General features: G+C 47.8%; 17 protein-coding genes. 11 read left to right on the top strand and 6 right to left on the bottom strand.

Going from position 1 to position 23133, the window contains the following annotated elements:
• Positions 1–12 precede the first annotated feature (12 nt).
• From QZ076_RS11970 to dnaG, 4 genes are read right to left on the bottom strand one after another with little or no spacing between them, the layout of a single operon-like run.
• On the bottom strand, positions 13–537 hold the full coding sequence (locus tag QZ076_RS11970; RefSeq protein WP_293713543.1) for a histidine phosphatase family protein: 525 nt from the start codon (positions 535–537) through the stop codon (positions 13–15).
• A gap of 1 nt (position 538) precedes the next feature.
• Complete coding sequence (locus tag QZ076_RS11965) at positions 539–1849, bottom strand: ABC transporter permease (RefSeq protein ID WP_293713542.1); 1311 nt, start codon at positions 1847–1849, stop codon at positions 539–541.
• The gene (locus tag QZ076_RS11960; protein WP_293713541.1) at positions 1846–2772 is read right to left on the bottom strand and encodes an ABC transporter ATP-binding protein; all 927 of its coding nucleotides are present in this window, start codon (positions 2770–2772) and stop codon (positions 1846–1848) included. Before QZ076_RS11960 ends, QZ076_RS11965 begins: the two co-directional genes overlap by 4 nt.
• 16 nt (positions 2773–2788) lie before the next feature.
• Complete coding sequence (gene dnaG, locus QZ076_RS11955) at positions 2789–4909, bottom strand: DNA primase (RefSeq protein WP_293713540.1); 2121 nt, start codon at positions 4907–4909, stop codon at positions 2789–2791.
• A 150-nt stretch (positions 4910–5059) separates the two neighbouring features.
• Between dnaG and QZ076_RS11950 the strand changes: the two genes are divergently transcribed.
• Complete coding sequence (locus tag QZ076_RS11950; RefSeq protein ID WP_293713539.1) at positions 5060–5206, top strand: hypothetical protein; 147 nt, start codon at positions 5060–5062, stop codon at positions 5204–5206.
• A 529-nt stretch (positions 5207–5735) separates the two neighbouring features.
• Here QZ076_RS11950 and QZ076_RS11945 read toward each other — a convergent pair.
• Complete coding sequence (locus tag QZ076_RS11945) at positions 5736–7721, bottom strand: hypothetical protein (protein WP_293713538.1); 1986 nt, start codon at positions 7719–7721, stop codon at positions 5736–5738.
• A 689-nt stretch (positions 7722–8410) separates the two neighbouring features.
• Between QZ076_RS11945 and QZ076_RS11940 the strand changes: the two genes are divergently transcribed.
• From QZ076_RS11940 to QZ076_RS11905, 8 genes are all read left to right on the top strand, one after another.
• Entirely contained in the window at positions 8411–9262 is an 852-nt protein-coding gene (locus tag QZ076_RS11940; protein WP_293713537.1) for a DUF4469 domain-containing protein, read from the top strand.
• A 155-nt stretch (positions 9263–9417) separates the two neighbouring features.
• Positions 9418–10587 carry a fimbrial protein gene (locus QZ076_RS11935; RefSeq protein ID WP_293713536.1) on the top strand — a complete coding sequence of 390 codons (1170 nt, stop codon included), beginning with the start codon at positions 9418–9420 and terminating at the stop codon, positions 10585–10587.
• Between the two features lie 94 nt (positions 10588–10681).
• On the top strand, positions 10682–12433 hold the full coding sequence (locus tag QZ076_RS11930) for a DUF1566 domain-containing protein (RefSeq protein WP_293713535.1): 1752 nt from the start codon (positions 10682–10684) through the stop codon (positions 12431–12433).
• A gap of 26 nt (positions 12434–12459) precedes the next feature.
• Positions 12460–14136 carry a fimbrillin family protein gene (locus QZ076_RS11925; protein ID WP_293713534.1) on the top strand — a complete coding sequence of 559 codons (1677 nt, stop codon included), beginning with the start codon at positions 12460–12462 and terminating at the stop codon, positions 14134–14136.
• Positions 14137–14170: 34 nt separating this feature from the next.
• A complete protein-coding gene (locus QZ076_RS11920; protein ID WP_293713533.1) occupies positions 14171–15841 on the top strand; it encodes a hypothetical protein in 1671 nt (556 codons plus the stop codon).
• A gap of 33 nt (positions 15842–15874) precedes the next feature.
• Complete coding sequence (locus QZ076_RS11915; RefSeq protein ID WP_293713532.1) at positions 15875–16552, top strand: DUF1566 domain-containing protein; 678 nt, start codon at positions 15875–15877, stop codon at positions 16550–16552.
• A gap of 15 nt (positions 16553–16567) precedes the next feature.
• Entirely contained in the window at positions 16568–16873 is a 306-nt protein-coding gene (locus tag QZ076_RS11910; protein WP_293713531.1) for a hypothetical protein, read from the top strand.
• A gap of 37 nt (positions 16874–16910) precedes the next feature.
• On the top strand, positions 16911–17189 hold the full coding sequence (locus QZ076_RS11905; protein WP_293713530.1) for an HU family DNA-binding protein: 279 nt from the start codon (positions 16911–16913) through the stop codon (positions 17187–17189).
• A 51-nt stretch (positions 17190–17240) separates the two neighbouring features.
• Here the strand turns inward: QZ076_RS11905 and QZ076_RS11900 are convergent, their stop codons facing one another.
• Complete coding sequence (locus tag QZ076_RS11900; RefSeq protein ID WP_293713529.1) at positions 17241–18833, bottom strand: DUF6377 domain-containing protein; 1593 nt, start codon at positions 18831–18833, stop codon at positions 17241–17243.
• Positions 18834–19040: 207 nt separating this feature from the next.
• Here QZ076_RS11900 and QZ076_RS11895 point away from each other — a divergent pair, with 207 nt between their 5' ends.
• Together QZ076_RS11895 and QZ076_RS11890 are read left to right on the top strand one after the other, a co-directional pair.
• On the top strand, positions 19041–20897 hold the full coding sequence (locus QZ076_RS11895; protein WP_293713528.1) for a glycoside hydrolase family 13 protein: 1857 nt from the start codon (positions 19041–19043) through the stop codon (positions 20895–20897).
• A 16-nt stretch (positions 20898–20913) separates the two neighbouring features.
• Entirely contained in the window at positions 20914–23124 is a 2211-nt protein-coding gene (locus QZ076_RS11890; RefSeq protein ID WP_293713527.1) for a glycoside hydrolase family 97 protein, read from the top strand.
• Positions 23125–23133: the final 9 nt, after the last annotated feature.

Below are 23133 nucleotides of genomic sequence, written 5' to 3'. Positions count from 1 at the left end.
ACAAATTCGGTTTTATATCGAAAAATGCAGGCAAGCTGTGTTTTTCATAATTGGCAGCTTCAGGATATCCTCTTGCTGCCTTTTTTCTATCCGTACGATAATGGCCCGGTTGAACCCGCCGTGTCCGATGGCCAGGATACGTTTGCCGGGGAATTTCGTTTGCAGGAATTGCAGGAACTCTCCGGCTCTTTTGTATAATGCCTCCACGCTCTCCACACTTTCCGGCAGATTCTTGAAATCCATTTCATTGGCGACCTTTCCGGTATAGATTCCCCAATCCATTTCGCGGAGAAGGGGAGTCTGGACAGGCTCCAGTCCTTTGCGCCGGGCAACAGCCATAGCAGTGTCGTAACTACGGGCCAGATCGCTACTGACAATCACGTCGATCTCTTCTCCTTCCAACAGGTCGGCAAGTTGCTCCGCCTGTTGTTTTCCCAACTCGGAGAGATGACCGGGCATTTGTCCTTGCATGATACGCAGTTTGTTTTCTTCCGTCTCTCCGTGACGGCTTAATATGAGTGATATCGTTGAGTCCATATTATTTATACTTGATCCATTTCACCATTTCCTTGATACTCGGCTTTTTACCGTACATCAGGATACCTACCCGGTATATTTTGGCGGATAGCCAGACTATGCCGATGGCGGAAGCATACAATAAAGAGACCGATAATAACTTTTCCCACAAAGGAATTTCAAACGGGATACGTACCATCATGACGATCGGTGAAGTGAACGGAACCATCGAACACCAGAAAGCCAGCGGCCCATCCGGATTTTCCATACTGTAAATGCCGGCATACAGCGCAAAGATCATAAAGATCGTAACAGGCGCCATAAACTGCTGTGTATCTTCCTGGCTGTCTACAGCCGAACCGATAGCCGCGAATATGGATGCATACAACATATAGCCGCCAATAAAGTAGATAATAAAGGAAATACCGATTTCTGCGATATTGATCGAATTGATAATCCCCATAATCTCATTGCCCGAAGAAGATGCCAGTGCATTCGCATCCACCATCCCCATTTGAGGCCCGGCTTGCAGGGATGCCACATCGACTCCACCGGAGAACATAAAACCACCTACGCTAACCAGTATGGTCGTGATAATACCCCACAGGAATACCTGTGTCAGGCCGACGAAACCGATACCGATAATCTTTCCCATCATCAGGTCGAACGGCCGTACGGAAGAGATCATTACTTCGATGATACGGTTCGTCTTTTCTTCCATGACGCCTTGCATCACCATCGCTCCGTACATCATAATAAACATGTAGATAATAAAGGTAAATACCATTCCGATCACAGAAGCTACGGTGGCCGACGAGGTACTTTCCTGCCCGTCCTCACTCCATTTGATAGTCTGTATATTGAAGTTGATCTTACTTTCCTTAATGATCTCTTTCAGATTGGGGATATTGAAGGAAGCAAGCTTTTCGCTTTCCAGTTGTTTGCTTAATGTCTGGTTGACCAACCGGCTCAGTTCGACAGGCACCTGTTTTTCCGAGTAGAGGGTTGCTGCCTTTGGATTGTTCAACAGATCATCTGTAATACTCAGGAAAGCGAATATTTCCTTGTCGCTGTTCCGGCGATAGTCGTCTAACGTCTTGTCGCTATGGATGAAGTGGAAACTTTCGTTATTCTCAAACAGTTGGGCATATTTCCCGGTCGTATCGATAATGGCAATATTGCGCACTTCGTCTCCTTTGATCGTGGATAACCATAATGGAACAAATACCAATGCGGCGAACAGGAACGGAGTCAGTAACGTAAGCAGGATAAACGACTTTTTACTTACCCGGCGCAAATACTCTCTTTTGATTATAAGTCCTATTTTATTCATGCCTGTGTCGTGTTTGTACCTGATACGGTGTTAATAAATATATCGTTCATGGATGGTAGCTCTTCTGCAAATGAAAGAATTTCAGCCTGTTCCGAAAGGGCGGATAGTAAGGTGGAATTACTGATACCTTCGGCCTTGTGTATCTGAAGTTCGCGTATCCCGCTCTGTTCCTTTTCGGAAAGTAACGTGAAGATATTTGTCTGGTCGTCCTGCAGAGAGCTGTCGGAAGTGATACGCAGGGTAAACGTATTGTTGCGGAAACGGTTCCTTACTTCCGTTACATTCCCCGAAAGTACGACCTGCGACCGGTTGATCAGGGCGATATTATCACATATCTCTTCGACCGAAGCCATATTGTGGGTAGAAAATATAATGGTATGGCCTTTCTCTTTCAGTTCCAGGATCTCCTGTTTCAGCCGTTCTGCATTCACCGGGTCGAAACCGCTGAACGGTTCGTCGAATATAAGCAGTGCCGGTTCGTGGATAACCGTAATGATGAATTGAACTTTCTGTTGCATCCCTTTCGACAACTCTTCCAGTTTCTTGTTCCACCAGGGCATGATGTCGAACTTTTCGAACCACCGGGTAAGGCGTTTACGAGCTTCTGGGTACGATAATCCTTTCAATTGTGCCAGGTAGATCGCCTGTTCGCCGACTTTCATTTTTTTATAAAGACCACGTTCTTCCGGCAGGTATCCGATCTGGTATATGTCCTCTGGCTGCGATTCACGTCCGTTGAAACGAACGATCCCACTGTCGGGAGCCGTGATGCGGTTGATGATACGGATCAGTGTGGTTTTGCCGGCACCGTTAGGTCCGAGTAGTCCGAATATCTTTCCTTCCGGTACCTGGATGCTGACTTTGTTCAGGGCAAGATGATTGGCATACTGTTTTACCACATCTTCCGTTTCCAAAAAGTTCATAGGCTATGAGTTGTTTTTACATTTTTAATACGATACGTTCTCCCAATTCTTTACTCAATACATTTTTTATCTCGTTCAGGTGGGTCAGCTTTCTCATCAGCTCGAACACCTGATCTTCATTCCCTTTCAGATGCGCTTCCTTGATACCCAACTGGGTCTCTTTGATCTGGCGTATGATATAAGCATCCTTCATGGCATATATTTCACGTATAACCAACTGATCCAGTTTGTCCTCTTCCTGTTCCAGTTCACGATATTTGCTATGATATTTGCTCAACTGATATTTTTCGCTTATCAGGTTCGCTGCCAGACGGCTAACGTTCGGATCCGGATGAGCCAGGAAGTAGCGGTTGGCAATAAATCCCTCGTTCTTGCATCTCTCGGCAGCTTCGTCGAGCATATTTTTAAAGATCGGGGTATAGAAGGTCAGATCGTCACGTTCCAGGTCGTAACGGATATATTCGGCAACATGCATAACGATATGCTCGTTCGTTTCCTCATCCACATAGTCGAACAGCACCTTTTCGCCATAGCGCACGATATATTTCAGCAAGGTTACTTCGTATACCTCGTAGGGCGAACGTTTAGGCGGCTGCGGCATCTGCGGTTGGGGAGGAGGGGGAGCCATTGGCGGAATCTCCATAGGACCAGTCTCTTCCGACGGATATTCCTCCGGTGGTGGCGGAGGGGGCATATTATCGTCCGGCGGAAGAAAACTTTCTTCCCCGGTCGCTTCTCCGACGAACGGCTGATAATCCGGTATATCCGGATAATCCGGCAGAGGGCTTACCTGGGGTTGTACCGAAGGTGCTTGCTGCGTCTGTCTCTCGTCTTTGCTCAGGCGTATTTTATTGACCTCGTTAAGCAACACCTGCTCGTCTATTTCCATCATACTGCTGCATTCGCGGATATAGATGGAGCGGGCTATATTATCAGGGATGATGGCTACCGTGCGGATAATATCCGTGATTAGCGACGAACGCTTGATCGGGTCGGTTCCTGCATCATCCAGTAATAAACGGGTTTTGAAGCGGATGAAGTCCGTTTCGTTTTGTTTGATAAATTCGGCAAACTGGCTCGCGTTGTGTTTGCGGGCGAACGAGTCGGGGTCTTCACCGTCCGGCAAGAGAACTACTTTGACGTTCATGCCGTCTTCCAATAACAGGTCGATACCGCGCAGGGCGGCTTTGATACCGGCGGCATCGCCGTCATACAGCACGGTTATATTACTGGTAAAACGGTGTATAAGCCGTATCTGTCCCTGCGTAAGAGCCGTACCGGAAGAGGCGACTACGTTCTCTATGCCTGCCTGGTGCATGGATATCACATCCGTATATCCTTCCACCAGGAAGCAACAGTCTGCTTTGACTATGGCCTGCTTGGCAAAGAAAATGCCGTAGAGCTCGTTGCTCTTATGGTAAATCTCACTTTCGGGAGAGTTGACGTATTTGGCTGTCTTTTCATCCTTTTTGAGTATACGTCCCCCAAAGGCGACAACTTTACCGCTCAATGTATGAACCGGGAAGATTACACGACCACGGAAACGATCGTTCACGCCTCTGTTATCGTAGGCAATCACCAGACCGGTCTTTTCAAGGAATTCTTTTTTGTATCCGTTCTTTGTCGCTTCTTTATACAGGGCATCCCGTTGATCGAGACTATATCCGAGCTGGAATTTGCGAATGGTGTCTTCGCGGAAGCCACGTTCGGCAAAGTAGCGCAGTCCGACCGTTTTCCCTTCTACATGTTCGTATAGCTGGGTGGTAAAGTATTGCTGCGCCCAGCTATTGACGATCAGCATACTTTCGCGGTCGCTTTTCTTTTGCTTTTCTTTTTCGGTCAGTTCCCGTTCCTGTATCTCGATATTATATTTCTTGGCCAGGTAGCGCAGGGCATCGAAATAGTTCAGTTGTTCATGCTTCATAATGAAGTGAACGGCCGTACCGCCTTCGCCACAGGCAAAACATTTACATATATTTTTAGCCGGAGAGACGTAGAACGAGGGTGTTTTATCAGTATGAAAAGGACATAATCCTACATAGTTGATCCCTCGCTTACGCAAGGTAACGAATTCTGAAACAACATCCACAATGTTTGCAGCGTCAAGTATCCGGTCTATGGTAGGTTGATCGATCATTTATTTCCTTTCTATTAAACAGGTCACAAATGTAGTGATATTTTGTCTCCAAAACAACGCCTTTTGACAGGCCGGAAATAGAAATAATGATTATATTTGTGACTGTTAAGACATAAAGATAAAAGAATCATTGACTAAAAGGATAAGTATATGGAGACAACACAGATACCGAAATCTTCTGAAGATGCAATCCCTGACGTTGTTTTAAGCTTATTAGGCGCAGGTGAACCTTTGGAAGAAGGCGATTTAAATAGAAGAACTGCTTATCACAAATATTTAGAAGAAAAATACAAATGAAAAAAGTCTTTCTGGATACTAATACACATTGTCGCTTTACAGTGGAAGAACTTAAAGAAGAGATCTAATTATCGGAAGACGATGATCGTCACAATCGGTATTACACAACAGAAGAGCTACGCAAAAAGCATCCGTTATGCAACAAATGAAACTAAGATGGATGAAATGTGCCGTCAAGCATCTTGATACACCCCCAAGAATTATCGTTCTTTAGTAGCCTGTGCATTATAAATTAATATACCGTATAGAAAAGAATATTATATGAATAGTGATTTTAGCATACAAGATAAAGTGGAATATATAATTATCCTTATCAGTGAATTTGCAAAAAGTCATTCGTATGATAAACATATTCTAAATTGCAGGATAAAAAGACTGGTCTTTATTTTCAGGAGTTCTCGGTATGTATATGATTTTCTTAAGACAGAAATAAAAACGGGAAAATTGTCGTAATTACATTCGATTTCTCTCCTTATCTCTGTCCCGCCTGCCCCTCCAAAGGAGCCGACGGCGGAACATTTCATCACAACTAAACCTCTATCAATCTTTTATAACTTGCATCATCCACCTTATGAAGAACATGTTCATCAGGGAATTTAGACTCTTTGGCCACATTCGCTCTCAGTTCTTGGGTTCTTATTGGCGCTATAGAACGGTACATGTAGATCGGATTGTCAAGCCTATCTGATGGGCCTTTTACTCCAACAGCTTCCGCACCCTGCATTATTTCAATCAATGAATGATCTTTGCAAGGCAACATCCAACCCATTAAAGCCAACCTGAAATTAATAGGGTTTTCGCCACCTATCCATTGGTAGATCTTTAGTAACCGGGCTGCCGTTCCTGAACCACCTGCTATTGTGGGGAATCCATCCTCTTTCATCTGCTTTCCCCAACCGGTTGTTTCGTCAATACTGAAACAACAGATACCCTCACGCCACGTTAGTGGATCGGCTTTACGAGCCGGATCTGCTCCGGCAGAAGCCATCTCCCTGGACGATAAAGGCACACCTCTTTTTTCGTATTCCTGAGCCGATACAGCCATTGCATCTCTTTCTGCAGCCGGCCGGGGTATTCGTTCTCTCCGTCCGGGATCCTGATCAATAGGCGTATCCAATAATCTTCCGCGTGATGTGTCGCATATATCGGTTAACTGCTTTTCCGGTATGCCGAGTTCAGCAGCCTTTGCTTTTCTGGCATCATCAGGCATAGCTCTCAATTCTGTCAGTATTCTGGCTATTGTATAACCTTTGGGGTTCCACAGCCCGGCATTAAAAAAGGCAGTCATCTGTTCACGCATGTTCACAGGGTCTTTCCCTGCTTCGGGCACTCCTTTTATAACACTCCTTACCGTCGCATAGTGGGTGCCTACCTGCCCGGCACTTGTTGGATTTAGAAGCCCGAATACCGCTCTGGAAGCCTGAAACTTCCTGAGACAATCCGCCTTATGATATTTTGCGCAAACTCTGTCCATCTTATTCAATCCTTCCTGGATAGCCGCTTTTGCCTCAGGCCTGCCATTGGCTGCATAGCTACCTAAATTGAGTTCATATTCACGGGAGGCAGTGATCCATTGCGGGGTCTGGAATATCCTTTTAATGGCTACAGGGCCGAATAAATCGAGTAAACGAAACGGTCTACTTACATCCTGAACCGATACAGTCGTTGGGGTAGGGTGGGTGTTCTGCTGGAAACGGACACTGGGCGCCTTGTTTCTATCCCACAATTTCCGTAAATGCCGCATTTCCGAATAAGTTATCGCGCTTCGGCGAGTATGTGCTCTTCCTGTCCTCTCGGCCAAAGCCCGCCGATAGACATCACCGGTCAGGTTGAAGTGAATCGTCTTTCCAAGTGCCGCTGTAAAGTCGATCCCTAGTTTGGATGTCCGCCTGAAGAAGGCGTTCCAAACCCAGAAGTAAAGTCGTTTATACTCATCGTAATTAGCAGGAACGGATCGTTTATAATACCAAGCCTCAATGGTCGGTCTGGCAGGCTTCCCCCCTTGTGCATTTTTTGATAGCCTGTCGGCCTTGGTGGCACTAATGGCAGGGTCTATAGTCGCATCGACTTCTTTCTTCAGATCGATATAAGCTATATTTTTCTTTAAGAAAAGTAACCATAAATGTTGATGTTCACTATTAGTGAGAGTACTCAAATTAACAGTGCGAAGTTTACTCTCAAAATTGCCGGAAAGGGCGTTTATCTTTTCCAATAACCTATGAAACCTAAAATCTTCCATATATTTGGTCACACCTGTCGAAGCATTCAGGCTGTCAATCGTAGTATGCCGACCTCCACGATGTTCCTCTCCGGTGGCTTCAGCGACATCTAAGGCAACCTGTCTGTGATGCGCACCTCCATAATCAAGATCGCCGATCTCGCGGGAGGCCAATTGAACTATGAGCTTGTTTTTCGGACGATTATCCACAAAAGCAGCAGTATTCTGTTTTCGTATCGGAGTAAATGAACCCCTGTTATTTCTCTCCGGAATGTTTTGTCTGACATAAGTTTTCATAATCCACTCTTTTTATTATTACCCTACATCTACAAGTATTAGCTTAATTCGTCAAATTTAGAAATCCTGGTCTGCTGATTATCAAAAAGAAATCGGCAGATTCAACTATGCCAACAAAAATAGCAATTAAATAAGATAGTGTACTATTTTCTGAGCTATATATTTATATAATGAAAGAATTTGTGTGGAGAGAAATTGACTTAGTTCATTAGAAACTATGTCAGGACTGCGCAAAGATATATAAATTATTTGATTCTCATAATTTATGGCGATTAAAATTCATCGCATGAGAGAAAAAATGAACAAATATGACCTTATTTGTTCATTTTTTTCATACCTATCCGGTACCAAAAGAGAGTATTTTTAATCATTACCGACCTTCCTGTTTTCAATCTAACTTATCTGTGGCTAACAATATACGATTACGTGAAGACCTTGAATTATAATCATTTAAACATAGTTTCTAATGAACTAAGTCGTTTTGTCTTACGAATATGCAAGCACTAGGGCACACGTGGTTATGTTTTGCGTCAGACCATCCTGGTATCAAAAAAGGGGAAGAATCCAGTTTTTTTACCCCTACTTTTCTACTCGGGAGCTACTGATATAAATCAATTGTCCTTTAAACCCCGGCTAATTCGTAATACGATAGAAAAAACAATATAACAATAACTAAAAAACAGACAGTTATGGCAAAAGACCCGACCCAGAAGGCGAAGCTCACGCTCAAAGCCCTCGACCTGGCCCTTACCCAGGACATTACAAACGACTGTTACCTGCAACCTAAGTTGCAGAAGTGCCTTAATATGCACGACCTCGCCGGTGAAGTTGCTGCCCTCAGCACCCGCCAGGAAGACGTGGAAGAAATCACCCGTACGGGCAACCAGATCATGCGACGCATGATCTGGTATCTCTCCGCCGGATATAGTATCAGCACGGTGCTGGGCTATTTTCGTCCCACCTCACAGGGTGTTTTCCTTGAAAGCGAACTTATGTCGGCTCCCGACCGCAAGCGTCTGAAACTCGGTGTTGCCTACTCCATGAGCCAAGAAATGCGTCAGGCACTGGCCGATGCCGAGATCGACGTCGAGATACAGAAATCTGTCAGCGGCCCACAACTGTTTACGGTGGTTAGTGCACAGGATGCACAGAATCCCGAAGCCGCAGCCCGTGGTGAAGGTGTGCCGGTTAGTGCCGGACAAGCCTGTATCATCAAAGGTAAGCACATCAAGGTGGGTGGCGCAGACGAGCAGATCGGTGTCACCATCCGGCGTACCGATGGCGACTCGGGCGAAACCTTCTTCTTCCCTGTGTCGAAACTCTATCCCAACACGCCTACGCAGGTCGGTTTTGTATTGCCCGCCACTGTAGCCGACGGTTCTGTCTGGAGCGTTACGCTCTGCACGCAACTTGGCAGCAACGGTGCCGCCTTGCTCAAAGAATCCCGCACGGCAACGATGTTGGGCAACTTTGTCGTAGGTGAGGTGACGGAAACACCCGGCGGCGGCACCGGCGAGGATGACAGACCGGTAATAGAATAGAAAGAAATCACGAACCTCACGTGATAGTAATCGCGCGAAGCGCGCGATAGGGATCACGGACCTCGCGCGAAGGAGATCACGTAAGATGCGCGATAAAAATCTTATTGAATACACAAATTTTTTAGTTTCACTATTATTAATATTAAGTAAAGCAAATGAAAGCGAAATCTATTTTTTTGTCGATGCTGGCGATAGCAGCCTTGGCAAGTTGTTCAAAAGAAAACGGAGAAGACCCGTCACCTCCGGTGCCACAGGGGGAACCGATGACGGTCAATTTCAGTATTAACACCGGTGTTGAAACAAAAGCAACAGGAGTTCCCGGAACCAATGAAGATAAGGCTATTTCTGATATCACCGTATTCTTCGTAGATGCTACGGGGAGTATCATTACTAAAAAGTATCTTCAAACCTCTGATTTGTCGGATGCTGCCGGAGTTAAATCCGCAACCGTGGAAACAAAGAGTACGGCTAACAAAATGCTGGCAATATGCAATCTGGGAAGTGATCTTACCGGAGCCTCAGGTTCATTAAATGCATCTACCGAAACCCAACTGAAAGCGGTAGTAAGAAGCCTTGTGAACGGTACGACTCAAACCCAGGTAAAAGGAAACTTGCTTATGTCGGCCGAAGGAACTTTGACAGATAAAACGACTGCTGCTCCTTACACAGCCAAAGCTGAAGTTACGGCTAAGTTCGTTGCTGCTAAAATCACTTTGGCCAGTGTTGCTGTAGGTACTGGCGCACAAGGAACCTTCGGCTCTTCTGAAGATTTCTCCTTCGATGGTGCCTTTTTACTGAATGTACAGACAAACTCTTTCTATTTTCCTTCTGCTGGCGGAAGCCATGTCCCTGCTACTCAAAATTATGTAAACGGGATAAACTGGGTAGTAGGTTGGGGTACTGATCCCGGCTACACGGTAGTTCCCGAATTCAATCTTGACCTCTCAGGTGTTGTAACACCTCCTGCTACAAACGCCGGACACTTCTACGTTTTTGAGAACAGGCCGACCTCAGCAGATAAAGCCCAAAACCCGACAACGCTGGTGTTACAGGTTGACTGGTTGAAAAAGAAAGGTGCTCCGGAAGATAGAGTTAAGAAATACTTTAACGTCATCTTTGCTCCGGGTGAAGGAGGTGTGATCGAAGCCGGTAAAGCATATAATGTAAGCATCACTCTTAATGGCGACTTCCGTCCTACGGATGAAGGCGGTGGTAGCGGTGGTGGTGGTACCGACACTCCGGATGAACCAAACGTGAAATTGGATGTAACGGTTACTGTTACTCCGGCAGACTGGACTGATACTCCAACCAACAAACCTTTCTAACCGAAGGCAATAACTCTCTGGTAATACATCCTCCCCTGTTCCCCGATAACCGGCAAGCGGGAGGAGGTAATCACAAAAAACAAACAGACGATATATGCACATGAAAAGTTCACACATATTGATGATCGGAAGGGCCGCCGCAAGCTTGTGTGCCACCCTTTTCCTATGCGCCTGTACTAATGAGATAGAAAAGGGGGATGGTGACGGAACTGCCGCCGAATTCGCTACGGTGACTTTCTCAGTCAATGCAGTTGCAGGTGATCAACCTCTTTCCACCAAAGGTATGACCGAGGACGAGGAAAACGCCATTACGACACTATATATATTGGCCTTTCAGCCAGACCCGGATGCGGGAGATGCATATAAATTAAAGTATAACGCCGCCGGAAAAGTTGGTTCCGGCGGTAGTTTCAGCTTCACGCTCCGCCGCAGCGTTTCGGGCGCAGCCGATACCCGGCTGCTGTTGGTGGCCAACCGCAACCCATTCGCCTCGGTTAGCGCGGGCATGACATATGGTGAGGCACAATCAGCCTTGATAAGTGGGGAGTTGGGGACTGCGCCGGCATTTGCCGACACCGGGATACCGATGTTCGGCTTTGCCGGCGACAGCCCCAATACACCGCTTGCAATAACCGAAGGAATGGCTCCGCTCACCGCCAACCTGCTGCGCGCCGTAGCCCGGGTGGATGTGGGGGTAGGCACGTACAACGCTGGTTCAGGTACCTGGGATAAAAGTGGCGTCCCATTCAACCTGACCGACGTTTTCGTCTACAAGCCTTATGACCGCTATGCCCTTCTGCCTATAGAAACCAGTTTATTATATACGAGTGGCACGCCTTCCGTTACAGCTGCATCGCAGGCGGGAACATTGAGTTCCGGCAGCTTTACATATACAGGAACCGCCATCACGGATAATACCTATTGCAAAGCCGAAATCTACCTCCCCGAAGTTGCCCTTGCGGGAAGCACCGTTTACGATGAAAACCACGAGAACCGCACGGCCCTCGTTATCGGCGGGCATTACAATCGTTCCGGCTCTAAAAGCTACTACCGGATTGACTTCACCACTGACGAGGTCAACACCGATGCAGCCGTCCTGCACGACGTGCTGCGCAACCACCTCTACCGCTACTCCATCACCGCCGTGACCAAGGCAGGATACGACTCTCCCGATGCCGCCTATTCCGGCAAGGGAATCGGCCTGGTCTTCACCACGGCAAGCATTACCCCTTGGGAAACAGGAACCACCGCCTCAGTTAAACCCAATATGCTGGTACACATGGATTTCAATGGGGAAAACGGAACGATAAAGACCGGCGGTGCATGGACGGTTTCTGCGAAAAAAGATAAATGGTCGAATCAGGACGGCAAACAGTGGGATGCCCTCGATTATAACACCCTGCTGGGAGAAGCCGCCGACAACCTCTATACCGGATTAGCCAACGGCGGTTATTACAACGCTGCCTCAAACGCATTCGAGCGCGAGGGCCCTGCCCCAAAACTGGTCATCGCCCCCGAGAACGCCGGCCAGGCCGCATGGAGAACCGGTAGTGGAACCTCGCGCGTGCTGAACGCCAAGCAGCTCTGCCGTGATTACCGCGGACAGGGACGCAGCGACTGGCGACTGCCACGGCTTTCGGAGTTATACCTCCTGTACCTCAACAGAGTGACAATCGAGAGCTCAAAAGGATTTACCCCGCTTGGCAGCGACACCGGTACGATAACGTATTGGAGCGCCTCGGAGAAAGACGCAGCAGATGCCTGGACCGTCAATTCGGACGGAGCAATCACCGCATCCGCCAAAGGATCTACACATTCTGTCAGATGCGTCCGCGAAATCAGATAATACCAACAGACAATATGCACACAGATATGATCAGAAGAAACAAGGTGAAAATAACAGGGATGATCGCCGCCACGTGTCTGGCCGGCCTGTGCCTGGTCGCGTGCGACCGCGAAGAGTCGCTCGGCGAGAAGCCGGAGAAACCGGGAAGCACCGAATTGTGCTTTGCTGCCGCTCTTGAAGGAAGCCAGTCCACGAAAACGATCGGCAAACCAGATGTCCTAGAAGGAACCGTTTTCCCGCTTAACGGCACATATATATTCGGAATGTTTATCACCGATGATTCGGGAGCCGGCTTGCCCGACGGTACCCAAAGCAATATGAAAACAACCCTTACACGCGGAGCCGCGGCGGGCGAAGACACCTGGACGCATACCACAAGCGGCGACACAGATATCTCCCCGAAAGCCGAGCCGGCGCAGTCCATCAACATCTACGGCTATTATCCGTGGGTCGCGGGAGCCACGGCCACCGCTGTTCCTTTCGATCTGACCGGCAGCATGAACGGAAAGAAGGAGCTGCTTTATCTCTCGTTGCCCGCCTCCCCGATAACAATGCCCGCTGACGGGAATATCGCCCTGACCTTCTCTCACGCCTACTGCTGGGTAAAGGTCAAGCTTACAAGGCTGTCAGACCTAAATGAAGTCGCGGTTAAATCCGTCTCCATCGACAACCTTCATGCCAACCTAAGTTGGATAAAGAACAAGGGGACGATCAACCCGAAGACCGGCGAAGTGAACACCGTCGGTTTCACCGCCGGCCCGCTTGAGGTAAACTGCAGCCCGGCTGAAGACGTGCCGATCGACGGCTCTTTAACGGCGTTGCCCCTTGAATTCGATTTCCTGGTACCCTCGTTTCTAGGTCGTGTCAAGGACGGCGAAGTCGTGATCCGCATCATGACCTCGGACGACAAAGTGCTCACCTTCCCGCTGACCCGGAATAACCTGAACGGCGACGATGACGTTAGTACAGATGATATATACGGTTTCCGGAAAGGTTGGAAAAACGAATATAACATCATATACAACAACGCCGCCATGATCCTTGAACTATCCGACTGGCAAAGCTATCCCATTAACGGTTCGCTGGGAGTAGGAATGGAGGGCTATACACCGCTGAGAACGGATTATGTGGCCGGTAGCGCCGGAAATGCTAAGGATTACTACAACGGAATGAGGCCTTTCGGGGTTACCAACATAGGTGATACGCCAAACCCGAATAATCACCTTTTCCATACTTATCTGGGAGAGGTAGCCAATGGCAATAACGGAAGCTATCTGATAGCTACGGTCGACCTTGGAGGTTCACTCATTACCGCCTGGCGGGCTACCGGTTCGCAGGAAAGAATCAACCCGCAGTTGATGCTTGCCCGCGCCTGGGGAGCTGGCGGAGCCCCGGTTCCCTGGAAGGATCCCGCAACCGGAGTGCTTGTCGCCAGACAGGCCTGTGCATCGCTCAGGGAAGGGGGATACAAAGACTGGCGCCTGCCCAGAATAAATGAATTGTACGTAATAAATCAGCGGATAATCGATCAGGGTGGCGGTATGAATAGCAGTCTCGAATATTGGAGCGGAACAGAATCCGGTGTTAGTGCCGCCTGGGTTCTGACGAAAGGAGCTACCGTTGCCTGGCTGCTCCCCTACCCAAGGGAGAAAACGATCCCCCTGTACGTACGTTGCGTACGGGATGCCACCAAGCCCAAGTAACCCCACGATATAAACCCTCATAAAAAAGGCAGATATGAAACATATACTCTATACAATAGTCCTGGTGGCCCTGGCGGCCGCCTGCACGGACGAGAAGTTCACCGACGGCCCGCTCCCTTCCGGCAGCGGCGAAACCGGCGAGCCGGTATCCATCGAACTGTTGCTCAAAACACAGCCGGTGCAATCCCCCCTGTTCCTGCAAAGCAAGGTAGGCAATTCCGTATTCAGCTCCACGGAAGTCTGCAAGGGATTGGAAGTGAGCCTGGTGGAAACCCCGGTGACCCGGGCCATCGTCGAAGACGAAATAAAAAACTTCTGGGTGCTCCAGTTTAACGGCACGACCGGAACCAGCCGCTTGGTAAAGAAGTCTTTTCATTCGGTACCTTCCATAGGTGGAGTGGACGGCGCCCTGAAAAATGTCGAACTGAACACATCTGCGGCACCGAACAGGATCATCGTAATAGCGAATGTCAAAAACGATACGTTTAACAGTTTGACCGCAGATCCATCTTCAGGCACAGCACTCTCCGTGTTTGAAAACGAAGGGATTGCAGCTGCTGCCACCGACAACCCTTTAAGTAACGGCTTCCCCCTGTTCCGAAACGCTGCCGACGACCTGGTCGTCCTGGCCGGGAGTGCAGACATGATCGTGACGGCAGACAAACAGGCCGACATCACGCTTTACCGCACCGTAGCCAAAGTAACGGTGAACCTCACCGTGTCGAAGAAAATGGTCGAAAAGAATTACACTCTCTGGCAGGGACAGCTCATGCACGTGCCGGCGAAGAGCTTCTTTTATTCCATCGGCCGGGACGCTGTTTTCCCGCGGCCGGCGACAGGATACATCAATTATCCGGCAACAACCGTACAGTCCACTGGTATTCCTACACAAGCGGACGGCACGAAACGCTTTTCCCAGACAGCCTACCTGCCGGTCAACTTGCAACAGCTGGTTCCCTTTACGACACCCGAGCTGCGCGGTGCCAACGCCCCGATCGATGCTACCTTTTTGCAGATAATGGGGCTGACCATGGGGACAGGCGGTGTAATCAGCAACTCGGTGATCTACCAGATACACCTGGGCGGCAACTTCACCGACAATTACAGTATCTCGCCCAACCACAACTACACCTACAACATCACGATAACCGACGAAAACACGGACGACTCGCGCGTAGTCAAATTCATCCCCGGCTACTTCGGCGGTAGCCTGAAAACATATAAAGCAGACGGTCTCACCGAAACAAGCGGTGAGTCAGAGAAGGCTGTCTGGCGGTATGAGAAACGGATCGAGGTTTATATAATGGATGTAGCTTACAGCGCGGACACATACACCGGAGCCTGGAGTAATGGAACCGCAGCTGCTCAAAACAGCCTTATCAACGGGCGCAGCAATACTTGGGCTCTGAATAACACGAACTATCCGGCGGCAAAAAACTGCATCAACCTGACCCCCGGTTCACCGTCTTCGGCAGCCTCCCTGATGTGGTACCTACCCGCTCACGACCAGGCGCTCGGAATCTATACCGCCGGCTCGTCTACCGTCAAAGCATTCCCGGATGTATATTACTGGACATCTTCCACCGCCGGCTCGAGCAGTGTTTTCAGTATAAAAGTAAAGGATGGAGAAACCGGTCTTGCCGGCCCGACAACAAATGATCGCCGCCTGAGATGTATCCGGGAATTAACCGATCCAACCCCGTAACAATCCTAATAACAACCTCATAACAACATTGACATGAACCATATCACAGTACACAGGATAAACAGACTGTTTATAACGGCAATCATCGCCTGCCTGCTTCCGGCGGCAGCCGCCCTCGGACAGGAAATGAGAAAAGAGACGCTGAAAGGGGGTAGCAGCGGTGGTGGCAGTGTGTATGCCGTCTTTTACTCCGCGGGTATGCCGGCAGATGCCGTCTGGCCCATAGGCATGAACCTGTCCCGCAACAAATCCACCATACGTCATACCGTCGAGAAAGGAAACGGAGATAATATAAACGTAAACGACAAAGTGCCTTTCCGCTTTATCATAGCCCCTAACGACGGGAATGCTGAGAGATACTGGGCGGCAGCCATGAGCTTCAACACCGGAACAGGAGGAGACAACACCAACCTGAATCCAAATGGAAGTGGCCCCTACGCTGTCGGATGCCTACCTTACGCCACCACGGAATTCCGTGACGGCTGGCGTCTGCCCACCCAACGGGAACTGATGCTGATGTGGGTGTTCCGCGATGCGATCAATACCATCTACCCAGCCGGACAGATGACGAACACACGATCCTATTGGAGTGCGACGGAAAAAGATGCCACAAATGCATGGCTTCTGGAATACAACACGACTATACCTCAGTTTAAGTCTGCATCGAAGGCAAGTTCCGGTATCTATTACCGCTGCGTAAGAGACTATTAACCCCGAAAAAGAGATATGAACTGGATAAATAACATTCTTAAAAAAGAGACAAACAATACGGACAGGATCTATTTGTACCTGTGGCAGGAAGATCGGCTTATGGCTTTCGGTCGTTCGGCCCGGCATGCCGCATTGCTTTGTCCGGACCTCGAAGTGAAGCAGGGAGAGAATTCCGAAAAAGGAACGTTTCTTTACACCTGCCTGCCGAACGATCGCCTATTATCGCTCTCGGAGCAATACACCACGTTGGTAAGCGACGATTGTATCTTTATAACGCTTCCTGAAGAAATATGCCGCAGGGAGGAGCTATTTAGTGAGTAGTAGAACATTTTTCAGGTATACTATTAAATATAAAATTATGAACAAAATGCAATTTATCAACGAGTTGGCAGCCCGTACGGGCCGGTCGGTAACAGAGACCCGCCAATTCGTGGACAGTTTCCTTACGCTCACAGCCGATACTCTGACACGGGAAGAAGATATTTCATTTCTTGGTTTCGGACGCTTTTATCCGCGTAAACAAGCATCGCGCCCTGTCCGGAACCCCCGCACGGGAGCTTCATTTATGATGGAAGAACGCACCACGGTTCGCTTCAAAGTCGGCAAAGATCTTTTCGAGGCGGTGAACCGTAAATGAAATAATACCGTCCAGGGGTTCCGGGCGGTTCATAAATGAAGTATTTCAAATTTAAAGCAAAGCGACCAACTCTTCAAACTGTTCTTTGTTGAGTGCTTTGCTTCTCACTTTGCTTCGGTAAGAATAAACAGTGGCCAGGGAATAGCCGAGGAAATGGGCGATACTGCTGCTGTCGTTTATTCCTAGGCGGATAAGGGCGAAGATACGCAGTTCGGTAGACAGGATTTCGCCGGATTTGGGATATAGCTTTCCTTCTTCTGCCATCAATCCGTTGAACGACTCGATGAAATGCGGAAACAGTCGCAGGAATGATTTATCGAAGTCGTTGTAAAAGTTTTTCCGTTCGTCGCGTATGAACTGTTCGGATTTGATGGCTTTGAACAGATCTTCCAGCCGTGATGCCATTGCCATTTTAGCCAGTGAACGGCGGTAGGCATCCAATTTATCCAGATAAATGACACATTGGTTCAAATAGAGGGCGATATATTCCTCTTTTATCTTGCTGGCCTGGTTCAGTTCCTTATTGATACCTTGCAACTGCTCGTTAGTGATACTCAACTCTCTCCGCATAGAAGAAAGTTTCTTCATCTGACGATACAGATAAACGATCGTTATCAGTAATAAGAAGGATAAAAAGCTCACGCTAATCAGTAACGTGCGCGATATCTGCTTTTCTTTCTGAATTTTCAGTTTATACACCTTGTCTACGATCGGGAAAAACTCGGTTACTTCCACCGAGCGAAGCCGGGCATTACAGGCAACGGCATCTTCCATCGAACAACTCAGGTATTCGTAGGCTCGTTCGATGTCTCCTTTATCAAACATCAGTAACGCTAGTTTTTGCAGGGAGATGTATTCGCGTTTGGCTTCCTTCAGGTCGGATATTGCCGTCTGAGCCAGATAATAGATCTGTTTTTCGGTGTCCCCTTTCTGGGCATAAGCCTGCGACAGGTTATACAACAGATAGACCAGTGACTCCTGGTTGTCCAAACCTTCCAACTCTTTATTTATCAGTTCGATTGCTTTATCAGGTTGTCCGTCTACAATCATTTTGTCGGCAAGTACCACACTGTGGTCGAGTTGATTGGGTGTGAGGGATAAGATAGAGTCGCGGTAAGCGTTTGTTTTTTCGATATACTTATGCCGTTCGTCGGTACGGGTGTAGTCCGCTATCCAGCCGTAGTAAGTGCGACAGGTATAATAGTAGTAAAGCAGAGTCTGGTTATCAAGTTGATCGCGGCGTACTTGTTCCAGTTGGGCGGCAACTTCATTGTAAAGGCCCATTATTCCCAGCACTTCGGCTCTTGCAATCCATAAGTCGTTCTCATACTGCGGATTTTGAAGAGACGGAAGAAGTGCTTTTCTTTTCTCCAGATAATGCAGTGCCGAGTCGGCCTGATAATGTAGGTAGATACCATACAAAGAACTGTACAGGTGATATTTTTCCTCCGGTGAAGATGTTGTATATGCCAGTTTTTTGATACTGTCTATTTCATGTTCCCGCTGTTTATGAAAGTCAGCTTTTATTGTGATGGTACGATCCAGCTCTTTAAGCAGGGACTTGATCGTCGGCTCGCTGTCGGATGCATGCACCGTCAGTATCGACAAAAGGAATAGAAAAAGAAGATATATTGTGTTTTTCATTGTTGCTGATTTGATTCATCTAGCGCAAAGATAGTGAAATACATTTGAAATACCTTCTAATGTGTTTTGATTTTTTGCCTGGTTGAAATAGGTTATTGCGTTGTATTACAGGTGAAAAGATGTTTGAAGGGTTTTGATTTTTTTTCTAATGCGTTTTCCCGGTGGCCCTTCCCGCTACATTTGCATCGTTCACCAACAAATCGCTCCATGAAAAAGATAATTGTAACCTTTGTATTATGTCTGGGCTTTTGCCTGCCTGTTTTATCAGGTATAAAGATTCAGAAAGTGGAACCTGCTTTCTGGTGGTCGGGTATGAAGAACCCCGAACTACAAATCTTATTATACGGTACGGATATCGCAACCGATAGCGTATCGATAACTGCTTCCGATATTCGCGTGAAAGAAATCGTGAAACTACAAAATCCGAATTACTTACTGCTTTATCTGGATCTGTCGGAAACAGCTCCGCAACAATTCAACATTCAACTGACAAAGAACGGGGAACAAACGATCGTCCCTTATCAGATCAAAGAACGTGAAAAGGATTCGTCCGCCCGGGAAGGTTTCCATGCTTCAGACGTTTTATACCTGATTATGCCCGACCGTTTCGCTAACGGTGATCCGAAGAATGATGTTGTTCCGGGAATGCGCGAGTCGAAAGTGGATCGTACGGATATGTACGCTCGCCACGGCGGTGACCTGAAAGGGATAGCCGATCATCTGGATTATTTCTCCGACCTGGGCGTTACCGCCATCTGGCTGAATCCTATTCTGAAGAACGATATGGCAGAGGGTTCTTATCATGGCTATGCCATTACCGATTATTATGAAGTCGATCCTCGCTTCGGTGATAATGAAGAGTTTCGCCAACTGGTTAGTGCAGCCCATGATAAAGGATTGAAGATCGTAATGGATATGATCTTTAACCACTGCGGAAGCGAACATTTCTTCTTTACCGATAAGCCGTCCGACAACTGGTTCAACTTCCAGGATAATTTTGTGCAGACCGGTTATCAGACGATGCCGCAGGTTGATGCTTACCGTTCGGATTATGATAAAGTAAAGAATATAGACGGCTGGTTCACCCAGTCGATGCCCGACCTGAACCAACGCAACCGGCACGTGGCTTCTTACCTGATCCAGAATAGTATCTGGTGGATTGAATACGCCGGGATCAACGGTATTCGTCAGGATACGCATCCGTATGCCGATTTCGATATGATGGCACGCTGGTGCAGGGCTGTCAATGCTGAATATCCTGATTTCAATATCGTAGGAGAGACGTGGATCGGAAATAATGTAGGTGTCTCCTTCTGGCAGAAAGATAGCAAAGTGGCCTATCCCCGGAATTCTTACCTGCCTTCGGTAATGGATTTCCCATTGATGAATATCATGTCGTCGGCATTCGATGAAGAGACGAACAGCTGGGATAGGGGACTGGCACGCATCTATGATTACCTGACACAGGATATCGTGTATGCCGACCCTATGAATCTTTTAGTGTTCCTCGACAACCATGATACATCCCGTTTCTATAAAGTACCGCCAACAGGCGACCTGAACCGTTACAAGCAAGCTCTGGCCTTCCTGCTGACCGTTCGCGGTATCCCGCAGATCTATTATGGAACGGAAATACTGATGGCAGCCGATAAAGCCGAAGGCGATGGCGTTCTACGCCGTGACTTCCCCGGCGGATGGAGTGGTGACAAGCAAAACGCTTTTACTCCTGCCGGTCGTACCCCACAGCAGAACGAAGCCTATACATATATAAGTAAGCTGCTCAACTGGCGAAAAGGTAATGATGCGATAGCCAAAGGTGCGTTTAAACATTTTATTACGCAGAACGAAGTATATGTTTATGAACGTAAGTATGGAAATCACTCCGTTGTCGTATTCCTGAATGGTTCTGAAGCTGACCGGACGGTCGACCTGACTCCTTATCAGGAAGTTCTTCCCGCTCGTCGGGCTTACGACTTGTTGAACGACCGGCAGATAGATGTACAGACCTCTTTGCCGCTGAAAGGTAAAGGCGTGTTGATCCTTGAATTCGGAAAAGTTAATTAAATCATATAATAACACCATGAGAAGTAATGTTTTAATGATGATCGCCCTGCTCGGGTGCAGCACGATCAGTTATGCACAGCAATTGTTGTCGCCGGATGGAAACCTGAAAATGGACTTCCGTCTCGATGCACAAGGTTCACCCGTTTATGAATTGAGTTATAAACAAAAAGAAGTGATCAAACCCAGCCACCTGGGTCTGGAATTGAAGAAAGAAGATGCGGATGCCGCTGTCGACTTTGAGTTCAAACAGCGCAAGGACGTAGATGCTCTGGATAAGAAAACCAATCTGTACAACGGTTTTCAGATAAAGGACACGAAGACCTCTTCTTTCAATGAAACCTGGCAACCGGTCTGGGGCGAGGAAAAAGAAATTCAGAATAACTACAACGAACTGGCTGTTACACTGGAACAACCTTCCAACGACCGTTCTATTGTAGTCCGTTTCCGTCTGTTCAACGACGGACTGGGGTTCCGTTATGAGTTTCCGCAACAGAAAGAGTTGAACTACTTTGTTATTAAAGAAGAAAAGTCGCAGTTCGCCATGGCGGGCGACCATAAAACATTCTGGTTGCCGGGCGATTATGATACACAGGAATACAGCACTATGACTTCCCGCCTGAGCGAAATCCGCGGTTTGATGAAAGAAGCTGTTACTCCTAACTCCTCACAAACACCTTTCTCCCAAACCGGCGTACAGACTCCGTTGATGATGAAGTCGGATAACGGATTATATATCAACCTGCATGAAGCAGCTTTGGTAGACTATTCCTGCATGCATCTGAATCTGGATGATAAAACGATGACTTTCGAATCGTGGCTGACTCCGGATGCTAAAGGCGATAAGGGCTATATGCAAACCCCTTGCCAGTCACCGTGGAGAACGGTTATCGTAAGCGATGATGCCCGTAATATCCTGGCTTCACGCATTACACTGAACCTGAATGAACCCTGTAAACTGGATGATGTATCGTGGATTAAACCGACCAAATATATCGGTGTATGGTGGGATATGATCACTAATAAAGGAACATGGGCTTATACCGACGAGCTGAGCAGCGTAAAACTGGGCGAAACCGATTATTCAAAAACAAAACCCAACGGTCGCCACTCTGCCAATACCGCCAATGTGAAACGTTATATCGACTTTGCAGCCGCCAACGGTTTCGATGCCGTTCTGGTGGAAGGTTGGAACGAAGGTTGGGAAGACTGGTTCGGTAAAAGCAAGGACTATGTATTCGACTTTGTCACTCCGTATCCCGATTTCGATGTACAGGAAATACACCGTTATGCAGCAAGTAAAGGCATAAAGATGATGATGCATCATGAAACTTCCGCTTCTGTCCGCAACTACGAACGCCACATGGATCAGGCCTATCAGTTTATGGTAGACAACGGTTATACCAGTGTGAAAAGCGGTTATGTAGGCGACATCATTCCTCGCGGCGAACATCATTACGGACAGTGGATGTGTAACCATTACCTGTATGCCGTAAAGAAAGCTGCCGATTATAAGATTATGGTAAATGCTCACGAAGCTACCCGCCCGACCGGCTTGTGCCGCACGTATCCGAACCTGATCGGCAACGAATCGGCTCGCGGAACAGAATACGAATCATTCGGCGGTAACAATGTCGATCATACGACGATTCTTCCTTTCACCCGCTTGATCGGTGGCCCGATGGATTATACGCCGGGTATTTTCGAAACTCATTGCAGCGCGATGAATCCATCGAACACATCACAGGTTCGTTCTACGCTGGCACGCCAGTTGGCACTTTATGTGACTATGTACAGTCCGCTTCAGATGGCAGCCGACGTTCCCGAACATTACGAGCAATATGCCGATGCCTTCCAGTTCATCAAAGACGTAGCTCTCGACTGGGACAAATCCCTTTATCTGGAAGCAGAGCCGGGCGATTATATCACGATTGCCCGCAAGGAAAAAGGAGCGAACAACTGGTTTGTAGGCTGTACCGCAGATGAGAACGGACATGAGTCCCGCCTGTCTTTCGACTTCCTCGATCCGGGAAAGAAATATGTGGCTGTGGTATATGCCGATGCAAAAGATGCCGACTGGAAAAATAATCCACAGGCATATACTATTAAGAAAGGTATATTGACAAACAAGAGTAAGTTGAATTTGAAGGCTGCCAGCGGAGGTGGTTTTGCTATCAGTATTCAGGAAGTGAATAACCCGAAAGAACTAAAAGGGTTAAAAAGTCTGTAAGGCAATAGG

The sequence above is a fragment of the uncultured Parabacteroides sp. genome (genome assembly GCF_905196875.1).
Taxonomy (GTDB): Bacteria; Bacteroidota; Bacteroidia; order Bacteroidales; family Tannerellaceae; genus Parabacteroides.
This window is presented reverse-complemented; position numbering and strand designations above follow the sequence as displayed.

Excerpts from the sequence above, each read along its gene's own strand:
- QZ076_RS11970 (WP_293713543.1), bottom strand. The coding sequence starts at position 537 with ATGGACTCAACGATATCACTCATATTAAGCCGTCACGGAGAGACGGAA.
- QZ076_RS11965 (WP_293713542.1), bottom strand. The coding sequence starts at position 1,849 with ATGAATAAAATAGGACTTATAATCAAAAGAGAGTATTTGCGCCGGGTA.
- QZ076_RS11960 (WP_293713541.1), bottom strand. The coding sequence starts at position 2,772 with ATGAACTTTTTGGAAACGGAAGATGTGGTAAAACAGTATGCCAATCAT.
- dnaG (WP_293713540.1), bottom strand. The coding sequence starts at position 4,909 with ATGATCGATCAACCTACCATAGACCGGATACTTGACGCTGCAAACATT.
- QZ076_RS11950 (WP_293713539.1), top strand. The coding sequence starts at position 5,060 with ATGGAGACAACACAGATACCGAAATCTTCTGAAGATGCAATCCCTGAC.
- QZ076_RS11945 (WP_293713538.1), bottom strand. The coding sequence starts at position 7,721 with ATGAAAACTTATGTCAGACAAAACATTCCGGAGAGAAATAACAGGGGT.
- QZ076_RS11940 (WP_293713537.1), top strand. The coding sequence starts at position 8,411 with ATGGCAAAAGACCCGACCCAGAAGGCGAAGCTCACGCTCAAAGCCCTC.
- QZ076_RS11935 (WP_293713536.1), top strand. The coding sequence starts at position 9,418 with ATGAAAGCGAAATCTATTTTTTTGTCGATGCTGGCGATAGCAGCCTTG.
- QZ076_RS11930 (WP_293713535.1), top strand. The coding sequence starts at position 10,682 with ATGCACATGAAAAGTTCACACATATTGATGATCGGAAGGGCCGCCGCA.
- QZ076_RS11925 (WP_293713534.1), top strand. The coding sequence starts at position 12,460 with ATGATCAGAAGAAACAAGGTGAAAATAACAGGGATGATCGCCGCCACG.
- QZ076_RS11920 (WP_293713533.1), top strand. The coding sequence starts at position 14,171 with ATGAAACATATACTCTATACAATAGTCCTGGTGGCCCTGGCGGCCGCC.
- QZ076_RS11915 (WP_293713532.1), top strand. The coding sequence starts at position 15,875 with ATGAACCATATCACAGTACACAGGATAAACAGACTGTTTATAACGGCA.
- QZ076_RS11910 (WP_293713531.1), top strand. The coding sequence starts at position 16,568 with ATGAACTGGATAAATAACATTCTTAAAAAAGAGACAAACAATACGGAC.
- QZ076_RS11905 (WP_293713530.1), top strand. The coding sequence starts at position 16,911 with ATGAACAAAATGCAATTTATCAACGAGTTGGCAGCCCGTACGGGCCGG.
- QZ076_RS11900 (WP_293713529.1), bottom strand. The coding sequence starts at position 18,833 with ATGAAAAACACAATATATCTTCTTTTTCTATTCCTTTTGTCGATACTG.
- QZ076_RS11895 (WP_293713528.1), top strand. The coding sequence starts at position 19,041 with ATGAAAAAGATAATTGTAACCTTTGTATTATGTCTGGGCTTTTGCCTG.
- QZ076_RS11890 (WP_293713527.1), top strand. The coding sequence starts at position 20,914 with ATGAGAAGTAATGTTTTAATGATGATCGCCCTGCTCGGGTGCAGCACG.